The 13,878-nt window shown below is 71.4% G+C and carries 14 protein-coding genes; 5 read left to right on the top strand and 9 right to left on the bottom strand.

Annotation, left to right across the window (positions count from 1 at the left end):
- The first annotated feature begins 2 nt into the window (after window positions 1-2).
- From EDF31_RS16145 to EDF31_RS16130, 4 genes are all read left to right on the top strand, one after another.
- Entirely contained in the window at window positions 3-446 is a 444-nt protein-coding gene (locus EDF31_RS16145) for a flagellar hook capping FlgD N-terminal domain-containing protein (protein WP_131846865.1), read from the top strand.
- 56 nt (window positions 447-502) lie between these two features.
- Window positions 503-1,678 carry a flagellar hook protein FlgE gene (locus EDF31_RS16140; protein WP_123292728.1) on the top strand — a complete coding sequence of 392 codons (1,176 nt, stop codon included), beginning with the start codon at window positions 503-505 and terminating at the stop codon, window positions 1,676-1,678.
- Window positions 1,679-1,820: 142 nt separating this feature from the next.
- On the top strand, window positions 1,821-2,363 hold the full coding sequence (locus EDF31_RS16135; protein WP_123339565.1) for a DoxX family protein: 543 nt from the start codon (window positions 1,821-1,823) through the stop codon (window positions 2,361-2,363).
- 107 nt (window positions 2,364-2,470) lie between these two features.
- Window positions 2,471-3,889 carry an MFS transporter gene (locus EDF31_RS16130; RefSeq protein ID WP_243650097.1) on the top strand — a complete coding sequence of 473 codons (1,419 nt, stop codon included), beginning with the start codon at window positions 2,471-2,473 and terminating at the stop codon, window positions 3,887-3,889.
- Between the two features lie 26 nt (window positions 3,890-3,915).
- Here the strand turns inward: EDF31_RS16130 and EDF31_RS16125 are convergent, their stop codons facing one another.
- The 9 genes from EDF31_RS16125 to EDF31_RS16085 all read right to left on the bottom strand — a co-directional run bounded on the left by EDF31_RS16125 (window position 3,916) and on the right by EDF31_RS16085 (window position 13,357).
- Complete coding sequence (locus EDF31_RS16125) at window positions 3,916-5,496, bottom strand: Na+/H+ antiporter (RefSeq protein ID WP_131846864.1); 1,581 nt, start codon at window positions 5,494-5,496, stop codon at window positions 3,916-3,918.
- Window positions 5,497-5,564: 68 nt separating this feature from the next.
- Entirely contained in the window at window positions 5,565-6,686 is a 1,122-nt protein-coding gene (locus EDF31_RS16120; protein WP_131846863.1) for a DUF475 domain-containing protein, read from the bottom strand.
- Window positions 6,687-6,833: 147 nt separating this feature from the next.
- On the bottom strand, window positions 6,834-8,402 hold the full coding sequence (locus EDF31_RS16115) for a UDP-N-acetylglucosamine 1-carboxyvinyltransferase (protein ID WP_185002989.1): 1,569 nt from the start codon (window positions 8,400-8,402) through the stop codon (window positions 6,834-6,836).
- A 120-nt stretch (window positions 8,403-8,522) separates the two neighbouring features.
- A complete protein-coding gene (locus EDF31_RS16110) occupies window positions 8,523-9,428 on the bottom strand; it encodes a nucleotidyl transferase AbiEii/AbiGii toxin family protein (RefSeq protein WP_131846862.1) in 906 nt (301 codons plus the stop codon).
- Entirely contained in the window at window positions 9,425-10,432 is a 1,008-nt protein-coding gene (locus EDF31_RS16105; RefSeq protein ID WP_131846861.1) for a type IV toxin-antitoxin system AbiEi family antitoxin domain-containing protein, read from the bottom strand. The genes EDF31_RS16110 and EDF31_RS16105 overlap by 4 nt, the downstream gene beginning before the upstream one ends.
- Window positions 10,433-10,510: 78 nt before the next feature.
- Window positions 10,511-11,257: an anti-sigma factor gene (locus EDF31_RS16100; protein ID WP_131846860.1), complete on the bottom strand. Its 747-nt coding sequence runs from the start codon at window positions 11,255-11,257 to the stop codon at window positions 10,511-10,513.
- The gene (locus EDF31_RS16095) at window positions 11,254-11,799 is read right to left on the bottom strand and encodes a sigma-70 family RNA polymerase sigma factor (RefSeq protein ID WP_131846859.1); all 546 of its coding nucleotides are present in this window, start codon (window positions 11,797-11,799) and stop codon (window positions 11,254-11,256) included. The genes EDF31_RS16100 and EDF31_RS16095 overlap by 4 nt, the downstream gene beginning before the upstream one ends.
- 68 nt (window positions 11,800-11,867) lie before the next feature.
- Window positions 11,868-12,488, bottom strand: coding sequence for a class F sortase (locus tag EDF31_RS16090; protein WP_131846858.1), 621 nt, complete (start codon window positions 12,486-12,488; stop codon window positions 11,868-11,870).
- A gap of 29 nt (window positions 12,489-12,517) precedes the next feature.
- Window positions 12,518-13,357, bottom strand: coding sequence for a DUF4397 domain-containing protein (locus EDF31_RS16085; protein ID WP_131846857.1), 840 nt, complete (start codon window positions 13,355-13,357; stop codon window positions 12,518-12,520).
- Window positions 13,358-13,596: 239 nt separating this feature from the next.
- Here EDF31_RS16085 and EDF31_RS16080 point away from each other — a divergent pair, with 239 nt between their 5' ends.
- Window positions 13,597-13,878, top strand: a complete 282-nt coding sequence (locus tag EDF31_RS16080; protein WP_123938088.1) for a flagellar FlbD family protein — start codon at window positions 13,597-13,599, stop codon at window positions 13,876-13,878.

Here is a 13,878-nt window from a genome sequence, read left to right as displayed (position 1 = left end):
CCATGCCCATCGACGGCATCACCGGCAGCGTGGACCAGGCTGCCCAGGCCGCGGCCCTCGCCGCGAACTCGACCGCGAAGCAGTCCCAGACGATGGACTCCGAGGTGTTCATGAAGCTGCTCGTCACGCAGCTGCAGAACCAGGACCCGTCGTCGCCGATGGACACCAACCAGATGATCAGCCAGCAGACGCAGCTCGCGATGATGGAGCAGATCACCAACCAGACCACGACGGGGAACGAGAACTTCTCGCTCCAGATGCGCATCGCCGCCGCGAACCTCGTCGGCAAGCAGGTCAGCTACACCGACGCTGCGACGGGTACCGCCGTCACTGGGACCGCCTCGGCCGTGTCGTACGCGAACAGCGTGCCCACGGTCACCGTGAACGGGAAGGAGGTCGCTCTCGACGTGATCTCCGGCATCACCACCACCGCTCCGGCTTCCTGACCGTTCTCCTTCCCCTTCTCCTTCCTGCTCTCCCTGCCTCTCCGAAAGGACGCACCATGCTCCGCTCGCTCTACTCCGGGATCTCCGGCCTCCGCTCGCACCAGCAGATGCTCGACGTCACCGGCAACAACATCGCCAACGTCAACACCGTCGGCTTCAAGGCCTCGTCGACGGTCTTCCAGGACACCCTGTCGCAGATGACCCAGGGTGCCGGCGGACCGCAGACCGGTGTCGGCGGCACCAACCCGGCGCAGATCGGCCTCGGCGTCCAGGTCGCCGGCGTCTCCACCAACTTCGCGCAGGGCTCGGCCCAGGCGACCGGCAAGGCCACCGACCTGATGATCTCCGGCGACGGCTTCTTCGTCACCCGCCTGGGCAACGACACCGTCTACACCCGCGCCGGTGCGTTCGACTTCGACGCGGACGGCCGCCTGGTCACCGCCGACGGCAAGATCGTGCAGGGCTACCCGGCCACCAACGGCGTCGTCAACGACAACGGTGGCCTCGCCGACATCACGCTGCCGCTCGACGCCGCGGCACCGGCCGTCCGCACCACCTCCGCCTCGGTCGCCGGCAACCTGCCGTCCGAGACCGCCGTCGGCGACACCATCACCCGCGAGGCCACCGTCTACGACGCCTCGGGCGCCAAGCACACGATGTCCCTCGCCTACACGCGCACCGGCACCGGCTGGGACGTCACCGCACGCAACGGGCAGGGGACCACCACGAACGGGTCGCTCACGTTCGGCACCGACGGCAAGCTGACCTCCGGCGGCGCCCTGACGGTCGGCGGCATCGCCGTCGACATGGGGGAGCTCACCGGCTTCGCCTCGCTCAACACCGCGTCGATCGGCTCGCAGAACGGCCGCGAGGCCGGCGCCCTGCAGGGCTACGCAATCTCGAAGGACGGCACCGTCACGGGCACGTTCTCGAACGGTGCGTCGCTCGCCCTCGGCCGCATCGCCCTCGCGACGTTCGCCAACCCGGCGGGCCTCGAGAAGACCGGCGCCTCGGGCTACCGTGCCACCGGCAACTCGGGCACCGCGACCGTCGGTGGTCCCGGCTCGGCCGGCGTCGGGTCGCTCGCGGCGGGCACCCTCGAGATGTCGAACGTCGACCTGTCGCAGGAGTTCACGAACCTGATCGTGGCGCAGCGCGGGTTCCAGGCGAACGCGCGCATCATCACGACCTCGGACGAGGTGCTGCAGGAGCTGACGAACCTGAAGCGGTAGGCGCTGGTACCGTCGCGTCGCGTCGCGTCGCGTCGCGTCGTGCGCTTCGTGAGCAGAAATGGTCGGGTGCCTCCGGGCGACCCGACCATTTCTGCTCACGATCGCCGGTCGCGGCGGACCGTCGCGGCGTACCGTCGCGCGCATGAGCTCGCACACCACCAGCACCGCTTCGGTCACCGCCAAGACCCTGCTCCGCATCGCCCTCGGAGCCGTGCTCGTCTCGCACGGCTCCCAGAAGCTCTTCGGCGCGTTCGGCGGCGGAGGCATCGAGGGCACCGCGCAGGGCATGCACGCGATGGGGTTCCGCCCCGCCAAGCGGAACGCCGTGCTGGCCGGCATCGGCGAGGCCGGCTCCGGTGCCGCCCTGGCACTCGGGCTCGCCACCCCGATCGCCGGTGCGGGCGCTGCGACGACGATGGGCGTCGCGTCGAGCGTGCACACCCCGAACGGCTTCTTCAACGCGGACGGCGGCTTCGAGTTCCCGGCGTTCCTCGGCTTCTCGGCGGCGATGTTCGCGCTCGGCGGCCCCGGTCCGGTGTCGCTCGACCACGCCACCCGGCACGTGTTCGACCGCCCGTGGCTCCGGGCGGTCGCCCTCGCCGCGATCCCGGTCGCGATCGCGGTCCAGGTCGCGCAGCGTCGGAAGGCGCTCGCGTCCGACGCGGCGGCGCCCGAAGACGCGTAGACCACGAGACGGGAGGCCCGGTGCCAGCTGGTACCGGGCCTCCCGTCCGCCGTGGCAGGGGCTGACAGCCCCTGTCAGCGCGGTCGGATCGGCGATTGCATCGTCCGGTGACCACTGACACCCTGCAGCCCGCGACCGGCACGAACCGGACCGTCGTCCACACGACCGCGATCCTCGTGATCATCCTGATCAGCTACTTCATGCTGATCCTCGACAACTCGATCGTCTTCACCGGGCTGCCGACCATCCAGCGCGAGATGCACTTCACCCAGACCCAGCTCACCTGGGTCCAGGACGCGTACACGCTCACCTTCGGCGGCGCCCTGCTGCTCGGGGCGCGCGCCGGGGACATCGTCGGCCGGCGCCGCATGTTCATCATCGGGCTGGTCGTCTTCACGGTCGCCTCCGGCCTCGTCGGGGCGTCGCCCACCGGCTGGTGGATGATCGCCGCACGCGCTGCGCAGGGCATCGGATCCGCGATCCTCGCTCCGACGTCGTTGTCGCTGATCACGAGCACGTTCACGGACCGTGACGAGCGTTCGCGAGCAGTCGCGCTGTACTCGGCGGTCGCGGGGATCGGCGCGAGCCTCGGCATGGTCGTCGGCGGGGTGACCGCCGACCTCGTCTCCTGGCGCGCCGGCTTCTTCCTGAACCTGCCCATCGGTGCCGTGATGATCGTGCTCGGGGTGCGGTACCTGGTCGAGACTCGTCGCGCTCCCGGCCGGTTCGACGTCGTCGGCGCCCTCACCGCGACCATCGGCGTGGGCGCGCTGATCTTCGGGGTCATCGAGTCCTCGACACGGGGGTGGGCGTCGCCGGTCACCCTGACGGCGGTCATCGTCGGGCTGGTGCTGCTCGCGCTCCTCGTGGTGAACGAGTGGCGTGCGGAGCAGCCGATCATGCCGCTGCGGCTCTTCCGCAGCCCGATCCGGTCGAGCGCCTACGCGATCCGCTTCCTGTACCTCGGCGCGATGATGGGCTTCTTCTTCTTCACGACGCAGTTCCTGCAGGAGGTGTTCGGGTGGACGCCACTGCAGGCCGGGCTCGGCTTCCTGCCGATGAGCGTCGTGAACTTCGCGGTCGCCGTCTCGGTGCCCCGGTTGCTCCGTCGCGTCCCGGCGGCCTGGGTGCTCGTGGCAGGTGCGGTCCTCACCGCGATCGGGATGTGGTGGCTCGCCCAGGTGCACGTCGACTCCTCCTTCACCACCGGTGTCGCGCTGCCGATGGTCCTGATCGGTGGCGGGCAAGGTCTGGTGTTCGCACCGCTGACGAGCTTCGGCATCCACGGCGCCACGGCGTCGGATGCGGGCGCCGCCTCCGGCTTGGTCAACACCGCGCACCAACTCGGCAGCTCGCTCGGGCTGGCCGTCCTCGTCGCCGTCGCCACGACCGCTACCGCCGGGCCGGACGCGGCGGCGGTGGTCGCCCGCACGGACACGGCGCTCACGATCGCGACCGTTTTCCTCGTGGCCAGCGCCGTCATCGCGGTCGTCGTGCTCCCGCGGGCGGACGTCCGGGAGCGCTGATCGAGCGCGCCGTCGGGCGGCGGAGGTCAGGCGGGGGTGATGCCGTCGAGTCGCGCCTCTTCCGCGTCGTAGCCGGCGCGGACCTGGCGGAGCACCAGGTCGTCGATCTCGTCCGAGTCACGGAGCCGCAGCAGGGTCGCGGCCTTGTGCTGCACCAGGGCGAGCTCGAGCGCGACGGCGGTGTCGTGCCGCTGCACCGCCGGGTGCTCGTCGTCGTCCTCCTCGCGCGCCTGGATGACGTCCAGGTGCGCCTCGTAGTCCTTGCGCACCCGGTCGACGGTGGCCTGGTCGGCTCCGGTCGACCGTGCCAACCGCGGCAGGGCGTCGAGGGCCTCCTCGATCGCGGTCCGCTCGGCGTAGCGACGTTCCTCACCGACCGACTCGTCCTCGGGCAGCGCAGCCCGCCGCAGGACCGCCGGCAGCACGAGTGCCTGACCGACGATGGTGACGACGACCACGCCCGCCGTGACGAAGACGATGAGGTCGCGGTCCGGGAAGTCCGCTCCGGACTCCAGAACGCGGGGGACGGCGACGGCCATCGCCAGCGAGACCGCGCCGCGGAACCCGGCGAAGCCGCTCACGAGCCGGTCGCGGTGGCCCTCGCGGGGCGCGCCTCCCGTGCGACGGGTGACGAGCCAGACGGTGCCGCCCGCGGCGTTGAGGAACGCGAACCGGACCACGACGAGCACGACCGCGACGGCCAGGACGACGCCGACGGCGCGGAGCAGCTCGGACGGCGTCAGCGCCCGGGCCGCGACCATCGCCTCGATGCCGACCAGGACGAACAGTGCACCGTTGAGCAGGAACGTCAGGAACGACCAGAAGGCGCGGACCTGCTGCCGGGTCTCGGCGCGGTCGAGCTTCGGCCCGACCTGGCTGACGACGATGCCGGCCGCCACCACGGCGAGCACACCGGAGGCGCCGATCGCCTCGGCAGCCAGGAACGCACCGAACGGCACGAGGAGCGTGACGAGGTTCTCGAGCACCACGGTGTCGACCCGGCGCAGCACGAGCGTGCCGACCCACGCCGCGGCGAGCCCCGCGGCGACCCCACCGAGGTACGACAGGACGAGCATCCCCGAGACGCCCCAGAACGTGAGTTCCTGCGTGCCCACCGTGACGGCGACCGCGATGCCGTACACGACGAGGGTCGTGCCGTCGTTCACCAGGCTCTCCGCCCGCAGCACGGTGACGTTCCGGCGCGGCAGCATCTTCGTGAGCACCCCGACCGCGGTCGCGTCGGTCGGGGCCACGGCGGCGCCGAGCACCCAGGCCGGACCCCACGGCATGCCGAGCAGGTGGAGCAGGACGGCGACGGCGCCCGCCGTGGCGACGACGAGCAGGGTGCCCATCAGGACGATGCCGCGCAGGTTCTTCCGGATCTCGCGGAGCGACGTCGTCAGGCTCTCCCAGTACAGGAGCGCCGGCAGGAACAACAGCAGGACGGCGTCGGCCGGCAGCTCGACGTCCGCGAACTCCGGCACGAAGGCCAGCGCAGCGCCGAAGACGAGCAGCAGCACCGGAGGGGCCACCCGGATCCGGTCCGCGATCCCCGCCGTCAGTGCGATGGCGAGGCCGAGGACGACCACCAGTTCAGGACCCAGCACGTGCACTCCGATCGTCGTCCGACCCGCAAGTCAACGCCGATCACCGGTGGATCCTTCCAGACGCGCGATCAGACTGGGTGCGGGCGCCGCGCCACCCGCCGCCACCACGCCCGCCACGGCAACGAGCTCGCGAGCGCCGAACCGATCACCACGCTGCCGAACCAGGCGACGACGGCCCCCGGGATCGGCACGAGCAGGCTCGCCCACAGCAGCACCGCGAGCACCCCGAGCACGTACGCCGCCCCGGCCTTCAGGTACCGCAGCCGCTTCAGCCCCGCGGCCTCGTCCAACCGCGAGGTCAACCGCGCCAGGAACACGGCACCGACGCCGATCGCCGCCACCGCGACCGCCGCCTGTTCGAGCGCTCCGAGGCCGTCGGCGCCGAGGGTCCCGGACCCGGACAGGCTGTACACGCCGTCCAGGATCTCGAACAGCATGAACACCACGAGCCCCCGCTCGAACACGACGGTCGACGCGTAGGCGTGGATCCGCCAGGCACCCCGCCCGACCCCGATCGACGCGGTGTCCGAGCCGACCCCGTCGAGCGCCCAGGCGGCGACGCGCTTCGACCCGAGGTACGCGGCGATGCCCGCCGCACCGCCGAGCACGACCGGCAGCAGGGCTCCCGGCGACCACGCGCGGTCGACGCCGACGAGGACGGCCGTGACGGCGACCCCCGTCGCAGCGGTGACCAGCGACCAGACGCGAGGACGCGCGACGGCGGCGAGCCGGGCCTCCAGGCGGCCCAGCCAGGACCTGCGCGACGCACGGTCGGTGTTGAACAGGTACTCGGCGAACACGAGCCAGATGAAGGCGGCGCCGAAGGCGGCGAGGGCGGGCCGCACCTCGGCGAGGTGCGCCGAGAACGAGCCGGGGGCGAAGACGGCTTCCTGCACGGAGCTCGCGGGGTCGGTCGCGTCGCCGACCGCGACCGCAGCCGGCGGCAGGAGCAGCCGCATCGCGAGGACGCCCGCGACGATCCCGAGCGACAGGAACAGCCGTCGGGCGGGGGAGTGCAGTCGTCCGGCGATGCCGGCCATCGGCACCGACGAGTCGGCGGCCATCGCGATCTCGAGGAGCGCGAGCGCGACGAACGCCAGGGCGGCCGCGGGGCCGAGGACGAACCAGGCCGCCGCGGCGGCCGCGACCGTGGTGAACAGGGGGACGGTCAAGAGCGATCTCGTGGCCATCACCCCATCCAGCACTGGTCGCCTGGGTGGGTGGTGGAGCGCTCCTGCGCATCAGCCTGGAGGCACGGGTCGATCCGCGCAGAACGGGTGACGGCCCGTCCCCACTTGCGGGGACGGGCCGTCGGGTCACGCGGGCAGGCGGTCGCCTCAGTCGTGGAACGTCTCGATGGACGCGCCGAGGGAGTTGAGGCGCTCCTGCAGCTGCTCGTAGCCGCGGGCGATGATGCCCACGTTGCGCAGGACGCTCTCGCCCTTCGCCGCGAGCATCGCCAGCAGGATGACCACCGCGGGGCGGAGGGCCGGCGGGCAGCTGATCTCGGCACCGGAGAAGTGCGTCGGACCGGTGACGTCGAGGCGGTGCGGGTCGCGCAGGGTGACGCTCGCGCCGAGACGGGTCAGGTCGAGCAGGTGGATCGCCCGGCCCTCGTACACCCAGTCGTGCACGAGCGTGGTGCCCTCGGCCATCGCGGCGATGACCACGAAGAACGGCAGGTTGTCGATGTTCAGCCCGGGGAACGGCATCGCGTGGATCTTGTCGATCGGGGCGTGCAGCTCGGACGGGTGCACGGTGATGTCGACCAGGCGGGTGCGGCCGTTCGCTGCCGGGTACTCGTCGGTGACGTCGAACCGCAGGCCCATCTCGGCCAGGGTCGCGAGCTCGATCTCGAGGAACTCGATCGGCGCCCGGGTGACGGTGAGCGTGGAGTCGGTGACGATGCCGGCGGTCAGCAGGCTCATCGCCTCGACCGGGTCCTCGCTCGGCCAGTAGTCTACGACCTCGTCGATGCGGCTCTTGCCGGTGATGCGGAGCGTCGTGGTGCCGATGCCCTCGACCTGCACCCCGAGCAGCTCGAGGAAGAAGCAGAGGTCCTGCACCATGTAGTTGGGGCTGGCGTTGCGGATGACGGTCTCGCCGTCGCGGGCGGCCGCGGCGAGGATCGCGTTCTCGGTGACGGTGTCGCCGCGCTCGGTGAGGACGACGGACTTCGTGGGGACGTCCTGGTTCGCGACGCCGACCTCGTACCAGCCGGAGGTCGCCTCGACGTCGACGCCGAAGGGGCGCAGCGCGATGAGGTGCGGTTCGACCGTGCGGGTGCCGAGGTCGCAGCCGCCGGCGTAGGGGAGCCGGAAGGACTCGTACCGGCCGCTGAGCGGGCCGAGAAACATCAGGACGCTGCGGGTGCGGCGGGCGGCGTCGGCGTCGATCGCGTCGAGGTGCAGGTCGGACGGGGCGACGATCTCGAGGGTCTCGCCGTCCTCGGACCACGTGACGCTCGCGCCGAGGCTGCGGAGGACGTCGATGATCCGGTCGACCTCGACGATCCGGGCGACCTTGTGCAGGCGGGTGACGCCGCGGTTGAGGAGCGAGGCGCAGAGCAGCGCGACGGCGGCGTTCTTGCTCGAGTTGACGGCGATGGAGCCGCTGAGCTTCCGGCCGCCCTGCACGCGCAGGTGGGCACGCTGCGGGGCGCCGCCGATCGAGACGATCTGCTGGTCGAGGGCGTCACTGATGCGGGTGAGCATCTCGAGGGACAGGTTCTGCCCGCCCTGTTCGATGCGGTTGATCGCGCTCTGGCTGGTGCCGACGCGTTCGGCGAGCTGCGCCTGGGTCATGCTGCGGCCCTTGCGGGCGCCCCGGATGAGGGCACCGACCTCGCGGAGCGGGGCGGCGGATGCCGGGGTGGCCGGCGAGACGACGGTGGTGGTGTCGGACATGGCGCCAACGTAACACGCTCATGAGATAAAACGACTGGAGAACGACACCCGTTGCCCGGCACGAGGTCTCGAATACATCACAGCTGAGAATTCGGGGGACAGGGCGACTGTCCGACGCCGTCAGCGGAGCGGGACCCAGGCCTTCAGCTCTGGATCCCACCGACCTTCGGTCACCGAGCCGTCCAGCGCGGGACCCAGCATCCCGTTCGCCAGCGACTCCGCTTCTCGCCAGTCCTCAGTGAGACCCACCGCACGCTGCGCCGCCTTCCGGTACCCGCGCTGGATCGCATCAGAGGCGTCGACCGCGACGAATGGCTCGATTCCTCGCTCGCCCACCTGCCACGCGACCGCACCGCGGAGTGCGCGCGCGCCGCAGGGCAGATGCACCGCGATCAGGGCGAGATCGACGAGGTCCTTCGCTCGCGAGGAGCGGCCGTCCCCGCCCACGTGCCGCGTCTCCATCATCGCAGCGGCCTTGTCGGCGATCTGCTGCTCGATCGCGATCATGAGGTAGTCGACGGACTCCACGGATCGGGTCAGGGGGACACGGAAAGCCGGAGCGGCGACGACGGTCGCGGCACCAGCCCGCGCGTGCACCGCGAGGTCGATCTTCACCACCTCCCGCGTCTCGTCGGCGCGGAACGCCAGGCGAGCCACCGACAGGTTGGGCTGGTCGTCGCCACCGCCGTCCGAACGGGACACGAGTCGGAAACGGAGGCGATCGCCGATGTCCACACTGACGAGGTCGGAGAGGTGCTTCACGGCGTCGTCGAGGCCGAGCGTGGTCTCCAGGTCCACGTCGACCGTGGCGCGTGCGGTCGGGATGAAGGCGAGCATCCTCGTGCCACCCTTCAGGATGAACGCATGCCGCGGATCGCGGAACACCCGGACCAGGAACCGGTCGAAAACGAGGTAGCTCCGAAGGTCACTCACCCGCAGGCCCATCGCCGGCGACGCAGCGCGCGCGGCGGCTGTGATCGCCTGCATCGTGGCCAGCGGGGTCGCGTAGTGCTCTGGCTTGCTCACCGTTCGTCGGTCTCCTCGGGCTGGGTGGTCGGATGGGACGTACCGTCGCGCCTCGCGCCGGACGGTCGCGTCGACTTCTGAGCGATCTGGTCGATCAGCGCGAGCGTCGACGGAGGCAGCGTGGTCTTCGGCAGGAGGCCCGGCGGGAGTACGACCTTCGGCACCCCGATCCGGGAGGGACGCCCTGACTGCGCCGTCGGCGTCTCGACTGCTTCGGAACGGAGCACCGGCTCGATGACGGTGCGCGTCTGCCGGTCGATCTGCGCCGTCACGGCCTCGAGTGCCTCTCGCAGGTGAGCCTCCACCGCGGCGTCCACCTGCTCGACGATGTCCGTGTGCGCGATGAGGTCCCGCAGCCGGACCTCGTCCACCTGCGTCAGGGAGCGGAGGCGCTGGTACAGGGCGGCACCGTCGTCGAGGCCGAGACCCTTCGCCATCGGATCCAGGTGCTCGATCAAGGACTGCACGTCGACATCGGCGCCCGAGAGCTCTGCGTCGCGCAGTGCGTCCGCGACGGTCGAGATGTCAGCGCCGGGCTCGTCGAGCAGGTCGGCGATCGTGCGCTCGCGTGTCGTGACGGGGAGACCGTCCAGGATCATCACGTCTTCGGCTGGCACGGGGCGTGTGCTGTAGCGGACGTCATCGTGTCGAGTGCGCCGCCGCGTCGACGTGTAGAGCAGGTACGGGGCAGGGGAGAGGTCGCCGATGCCGTGTACCGCCGCGGCCGCTGCTCCACCGACGGTGACGTCGGGGTCGTCCAGTCGGTCACGCCCGATGGTCGAGGGATCCGAGGCGAGCCACGCGGCGCGGATGTCGTCTGCGGGGTCGACGGGAGCGCCAGGCAGGCGGTACACGCCGTGACGCATGCGTTCGAGCGCGCCGGTCTGCTCTCGTCGCAGCAGCGTGCTCCGCGCGACACCCGCTTCGGTGGCTTGCGCGGCAGTGAGCATGCCCCACTGCCCGGCTGCGAGCCCGGCGAGCTTGCTCTCGGTTGATGCGGACATGGCGCAATTGTAAGCGGAAATGCAACAAATGTGGCAGTTGATCGTCGGCACGCGATCAGCCGGCGTTGCGTCTGTTGCTCAGGGATCGGTCAGCGTCCCGCGCACGATCGAGTCGCCGGAGTGCGCCGGGTCGCCGTCGTCCGCCTCGGCGGAGACGTCGACCACGGGGAACCGCGCGGTGTCCAGGTCGGCGGGCACGGTGAAGGTGCCGCGGTCGCCGTCCAGGTAGCCGACGCTCACCAGGCCGGCGAGGTCGGACCGCATCATCCAGACTTCGCGGAGCGGACCGGTACCGGATCGACCGCGTTCACCGTGCAGGTCGACCACGAGCGTCACCCGCCCGTCCCGGTCGCGTTCGAGTTCGGCGGTACCGGACGTGCCGGACCAGCCGGGGAGCGCCGCGAGTTCGGTGTTCGCGAGGACGGTCTCGGTGTCGCCACGGGGCAACCCGGGGACGACGCCGGACGCCACGCCGATGCCCAGGACGACCGCGAGGACGCCGGCACCCGCGATGAGGACCGTCACGAGACGACGACGCGTGGCCGACCGGGGTCGACGAGACACGACGTGGGGCCGCGGGTCGAGGGGGGCGGTCACCTGCTGCGGCGTCTGCGCGATCTCGGTCGCGATCCGGTCCCACACGTGGTCCGGCGGCGCGATGAGCTCGAGGTCGTCGGACGCCCGCGTGACGGCGGCGACCCGCTGCAGCACGGCGACCTCGTCGCGGCACCGGGCGCAGGACGCCAGGTGTTCGGCGACGTCGTCCTCAGCCACCTGGTCGGAGACCGCGAGCATCGCCAGGGTCTCGTCGTCGACGTGCTTCATTCGATCACCTCCAGACGTGTTCGGAGCCGAGCCAGACTCCGGTGGATGTGGCTCTTCACGGTGCCCAGCGGCAGGTCGAGCCGTTCGGCGATCTCACGATGGCTGAGGTCGTCGTAGAACGCCAGTCGCATCACTCGTCTCGGTGTCTCGTCGAGTCGGTCGAGCTCGCCCGCGACCAGTGCGCGCTCCGCCAGGTCGAACGCCGGTTCCGGTGCGGGCGTCGTCGCTTCGACGACTTCGGGGTCGGCTGCGCTGGCGTGCCGACGGCGATCGTTCAGGGCGTCGACGATGCAGTTGCGGGTGATGCCGACCAGCCAGGCGCCGAGCGGAGCCCTGGCAGGGTCGTAGCTGGCGCTCCGCTGCCAGGCCTTCACGAAGACCTGCTGCGTGACGTCCTCCGCGGCTGCCGGGTCCGACAGTGCCCGCAGGGCCAAGGAGTACACGAGCGACGACCAGCGTTCGTAGACGGCGCGCAGGGCGTGCTCGCCCCCGGCGCTGAACGCGTCCGAGAGTTCGCCGTCGTCCGGGAGGATGGTCGTCACGTCTTCCTGTCGCTGGTGCGGTCGTCGTCGACCACGACCTGATCGTAAGCGGCCGTCGGTCGCCACGGTCAGATCGGTGCCGCGGTGACGACGAGGTTGCTCTCGTAGTGTCCGGTGCTCGTGTCGAACCGGCCGCCGCACGTGACCAGGACGAGTCGGCGCGGTCCGTCGTCGCGGAACACCTCGCCCCAGGGGAGGCCCTGCTTCTCGAGCGTGCTGACGGAGTCGATCCGCCACCGGGTGTCGGCACCGGCAGCGTCGGTGAGGGTGACCGTCGTCCCGCGGGGGACGTCCCGGAGCCGGGCGAAGGGTCCGATGCCGTACCCGACGGCGTCGACGTGGGCGGCGATCACGACGGTACCCTCCGGTGACGACGGCGCTGGGCCGAACCGGTACCACCCGGCGGTCGCGGGGTCGGGCGGGAGGCCCATCGCCCCGCTGCCGTCGACGCCCTCGGGCTGGACGGGGGCGCTGATGCCGTCGTGGTCGACGACGATGCCGGTCGGAGCCGGTGCGCGCCGGACCGGGGGGATGGTGGCTGCCTGCTGCGGCACCGCGGTCGAGAACGCCGTCGGGACCGGAGTGGGGGTGCTCGTCGGCAGGGCGGGCGGCTGCCCGTCGGGGGCGTGTCCGGCCGACGAGCACCCGGTCAGGGATGCGACCGCCACGGCGACGACGATGGCCGTCACCGTGACGGACCGCACTGGGGACCGCACGTTCAGCGGCGGGCCGCTGCGGTGCGTCGACGGAGCAGCACGGCACCGATCGCGGCAGCTGCGGCCAGGGCTGCTGCTGCACCACCGACGAGCGGCAGAGCGGCCTGACCGTTCGTGGCCACCAGACCCGCGTTGCCGGCGGGGACGCCGTTCGGCGTGCCACCGAGGTCCGAGATCGTCTGCGTGGCGAGCGCGAGGTTCGAGTCGTCCAGGCTGCCCCACGCGTACACGATGGTGTCGGCGCCGGCTGTGACCGCGACGTCTGCCGGGCCGATCACGGGGTCGGTCGTCCCGGTCGCGGCAACGCTCGCCGAGACCGTGCCGGCCGGGAGTTCCAGTGCCTGCTCGTCCGGGTTCGACAGGTTCGTGACGACGGCCTTCCCGCCGGCGAGGACGTCGACCGCGGGTGCGGCCGCGACGTGCCGGACGACGAGACGCCCGTGGCCGGCGGGCACGGCGGAGGTGTCGTTGGTGAACACCGTGGCGGTCGGTGAACCGTCCGCCGCGTCGTGTGCGACGGCGGTGTAGTTGCCGCCCGCGTCGAACGAGACGTCCGCCGGTCCGATGATCGGTTTCGAGGCGTCGGCGGCGTCCGAGGCGGTGATGGCGAGCTGGTGTGCACCTGCCGGCACCATCATCGGACCGGCGAGGGTGCCGGGTGTGAAGTCGTCGATCGCCCGCTTCCCGTCGAGGTAGACGTCCACGGTGACGTCCGGGACGGCGTGGAGGACCGAGAGTGTCGCCTCACCGGTGGCGGCGGTGGCGGCGGTCGCGGGCAGTACGACCGCGGCGGCGGCGAACAGCACACCGGCGCTCAGGCCGGTGACGAGTGTCTTGCGCATGGCGTTCTCCTTCGGGCCGGTCCGGGCCGGAGCGGACGGCGTCGTCATCGACGTCGTACCCCCACTACCGGCCGTGAGGGCCGATCGGATGCACCGGTTCCCGGCGGATCCGCGGAGCCACCGCCGGATCGTCGCTAACGCCCCGGCCCCGCCCGCCGATAGACCTCCGTGCAGGCCCACGGACGGGCAGCATCCTGCCCCACGGACGGCGGCGGGACGATCGAGAACCAGGACGGGCCATGATCGTCGTCACACGACTCAACGGCAGCGCATTCGCTGTCAACCCCGACCTCGTGGAGCGCATCCACGAGACGCCGGACACGACGCTCATCATGGTCGACGGGGCGAAGTACATCGTCCGCGAGTCCATGGCCGACGTCATCGACCTGATCGCCGCGTACCGCGCCCGCATCGTCGGCATGGCCTACGGCACCGACCTGCCGAACACGCGGAACGCCACCGGCCCCCAGCCGACGCTCGCCGCGGTCGCTCCGCTCCGCACGCAGGACGGGGGTCGCTGA

Source organism: Curtobacterium sp. PhB142, assembly GCF_004341255.1.
Classification (GTDB): domain Bacteria; phylum Actinomycetota; class Actinomycetes; order Actinomycetales; family Microbacteriaceae; genus Curtobacterium.
The sequence above is the reverse complement of the archived record's forward strand: the minus strand, read 5'-3'. Positions and strand labels throughout refer to the sequence as shown.

What these genes read in the sequence shown, in the direction of transcription:
- EDF31_RS16145 (WP_131846865.1), top strand. Translation starts at nt 3, where the DNA reads ATGCCCATCGACGGCATCACCGGCAGCGTGGACCAGGCTGCCCAGGCC.
- EDF31_RS16140 (WP_123292728.1), top strand. Translation starts at nt 503, where the DNA reads ATGCTCCGCTCGCTCTACTCCGGGATCTCCGGCCTCCGCTCGCACCAG.
- EDF31_RS16135 (WP_123339565.1), top strand. Translation starts at nt 1,821, where the DNA reads ATGAGCTCGCACACCACCAGCACCGCTTCGGTCACCGCCAAGACCCTG.
- EDF31_RS16120 (WP_131846863.1), bottom strand. Translation starts at nt 6,686, where the DNA reads ATGGCCACGAGATCGCTCTTGACCGTCCCCCTGTTCACCACGGTCGCG.
- EDF31_RS16115 (WP_185002989.1), bottom strand. Translation starts at nt 8,402, where the DNA reads ATGTCCGACACCACCACCGTCGTCTCGCCGGCCACCCCGGCATCCGCC.
- EDF31_RS16105 (WP_131846861.1), bottom strand. Translation starts at nt 10,432, where the DNA reads ATGTCCGCATCAACCGAGAGCAAGCTCGCCGGGCTCGCAGCCGGGCAG.
- EDF31_RS16100 (WP_131846860.1), bottom strand. Translation starts at nt 11,257, where the DNA reads ATGAAGCACGTCGACGACGAGACCCTGGCGATGCTCGCGGTCTCCGAC.
- EDF31_RS16085 (WP_131846857.1), bottom strand. Translation starts at nt 13,357, where the DNA reads ATGCGCAAGACACTCGTCACCGGCCTGAGCGCCGGTGTGCTGTTCGCC.
- EDF31_RS16080 (WP_123938088.1), top strand. Translation starts at nt 13,597, where the DNA reads ATGATCGTCGTCACACGACTCAACGGCAGCGCATTCGCTGTCAACCCC.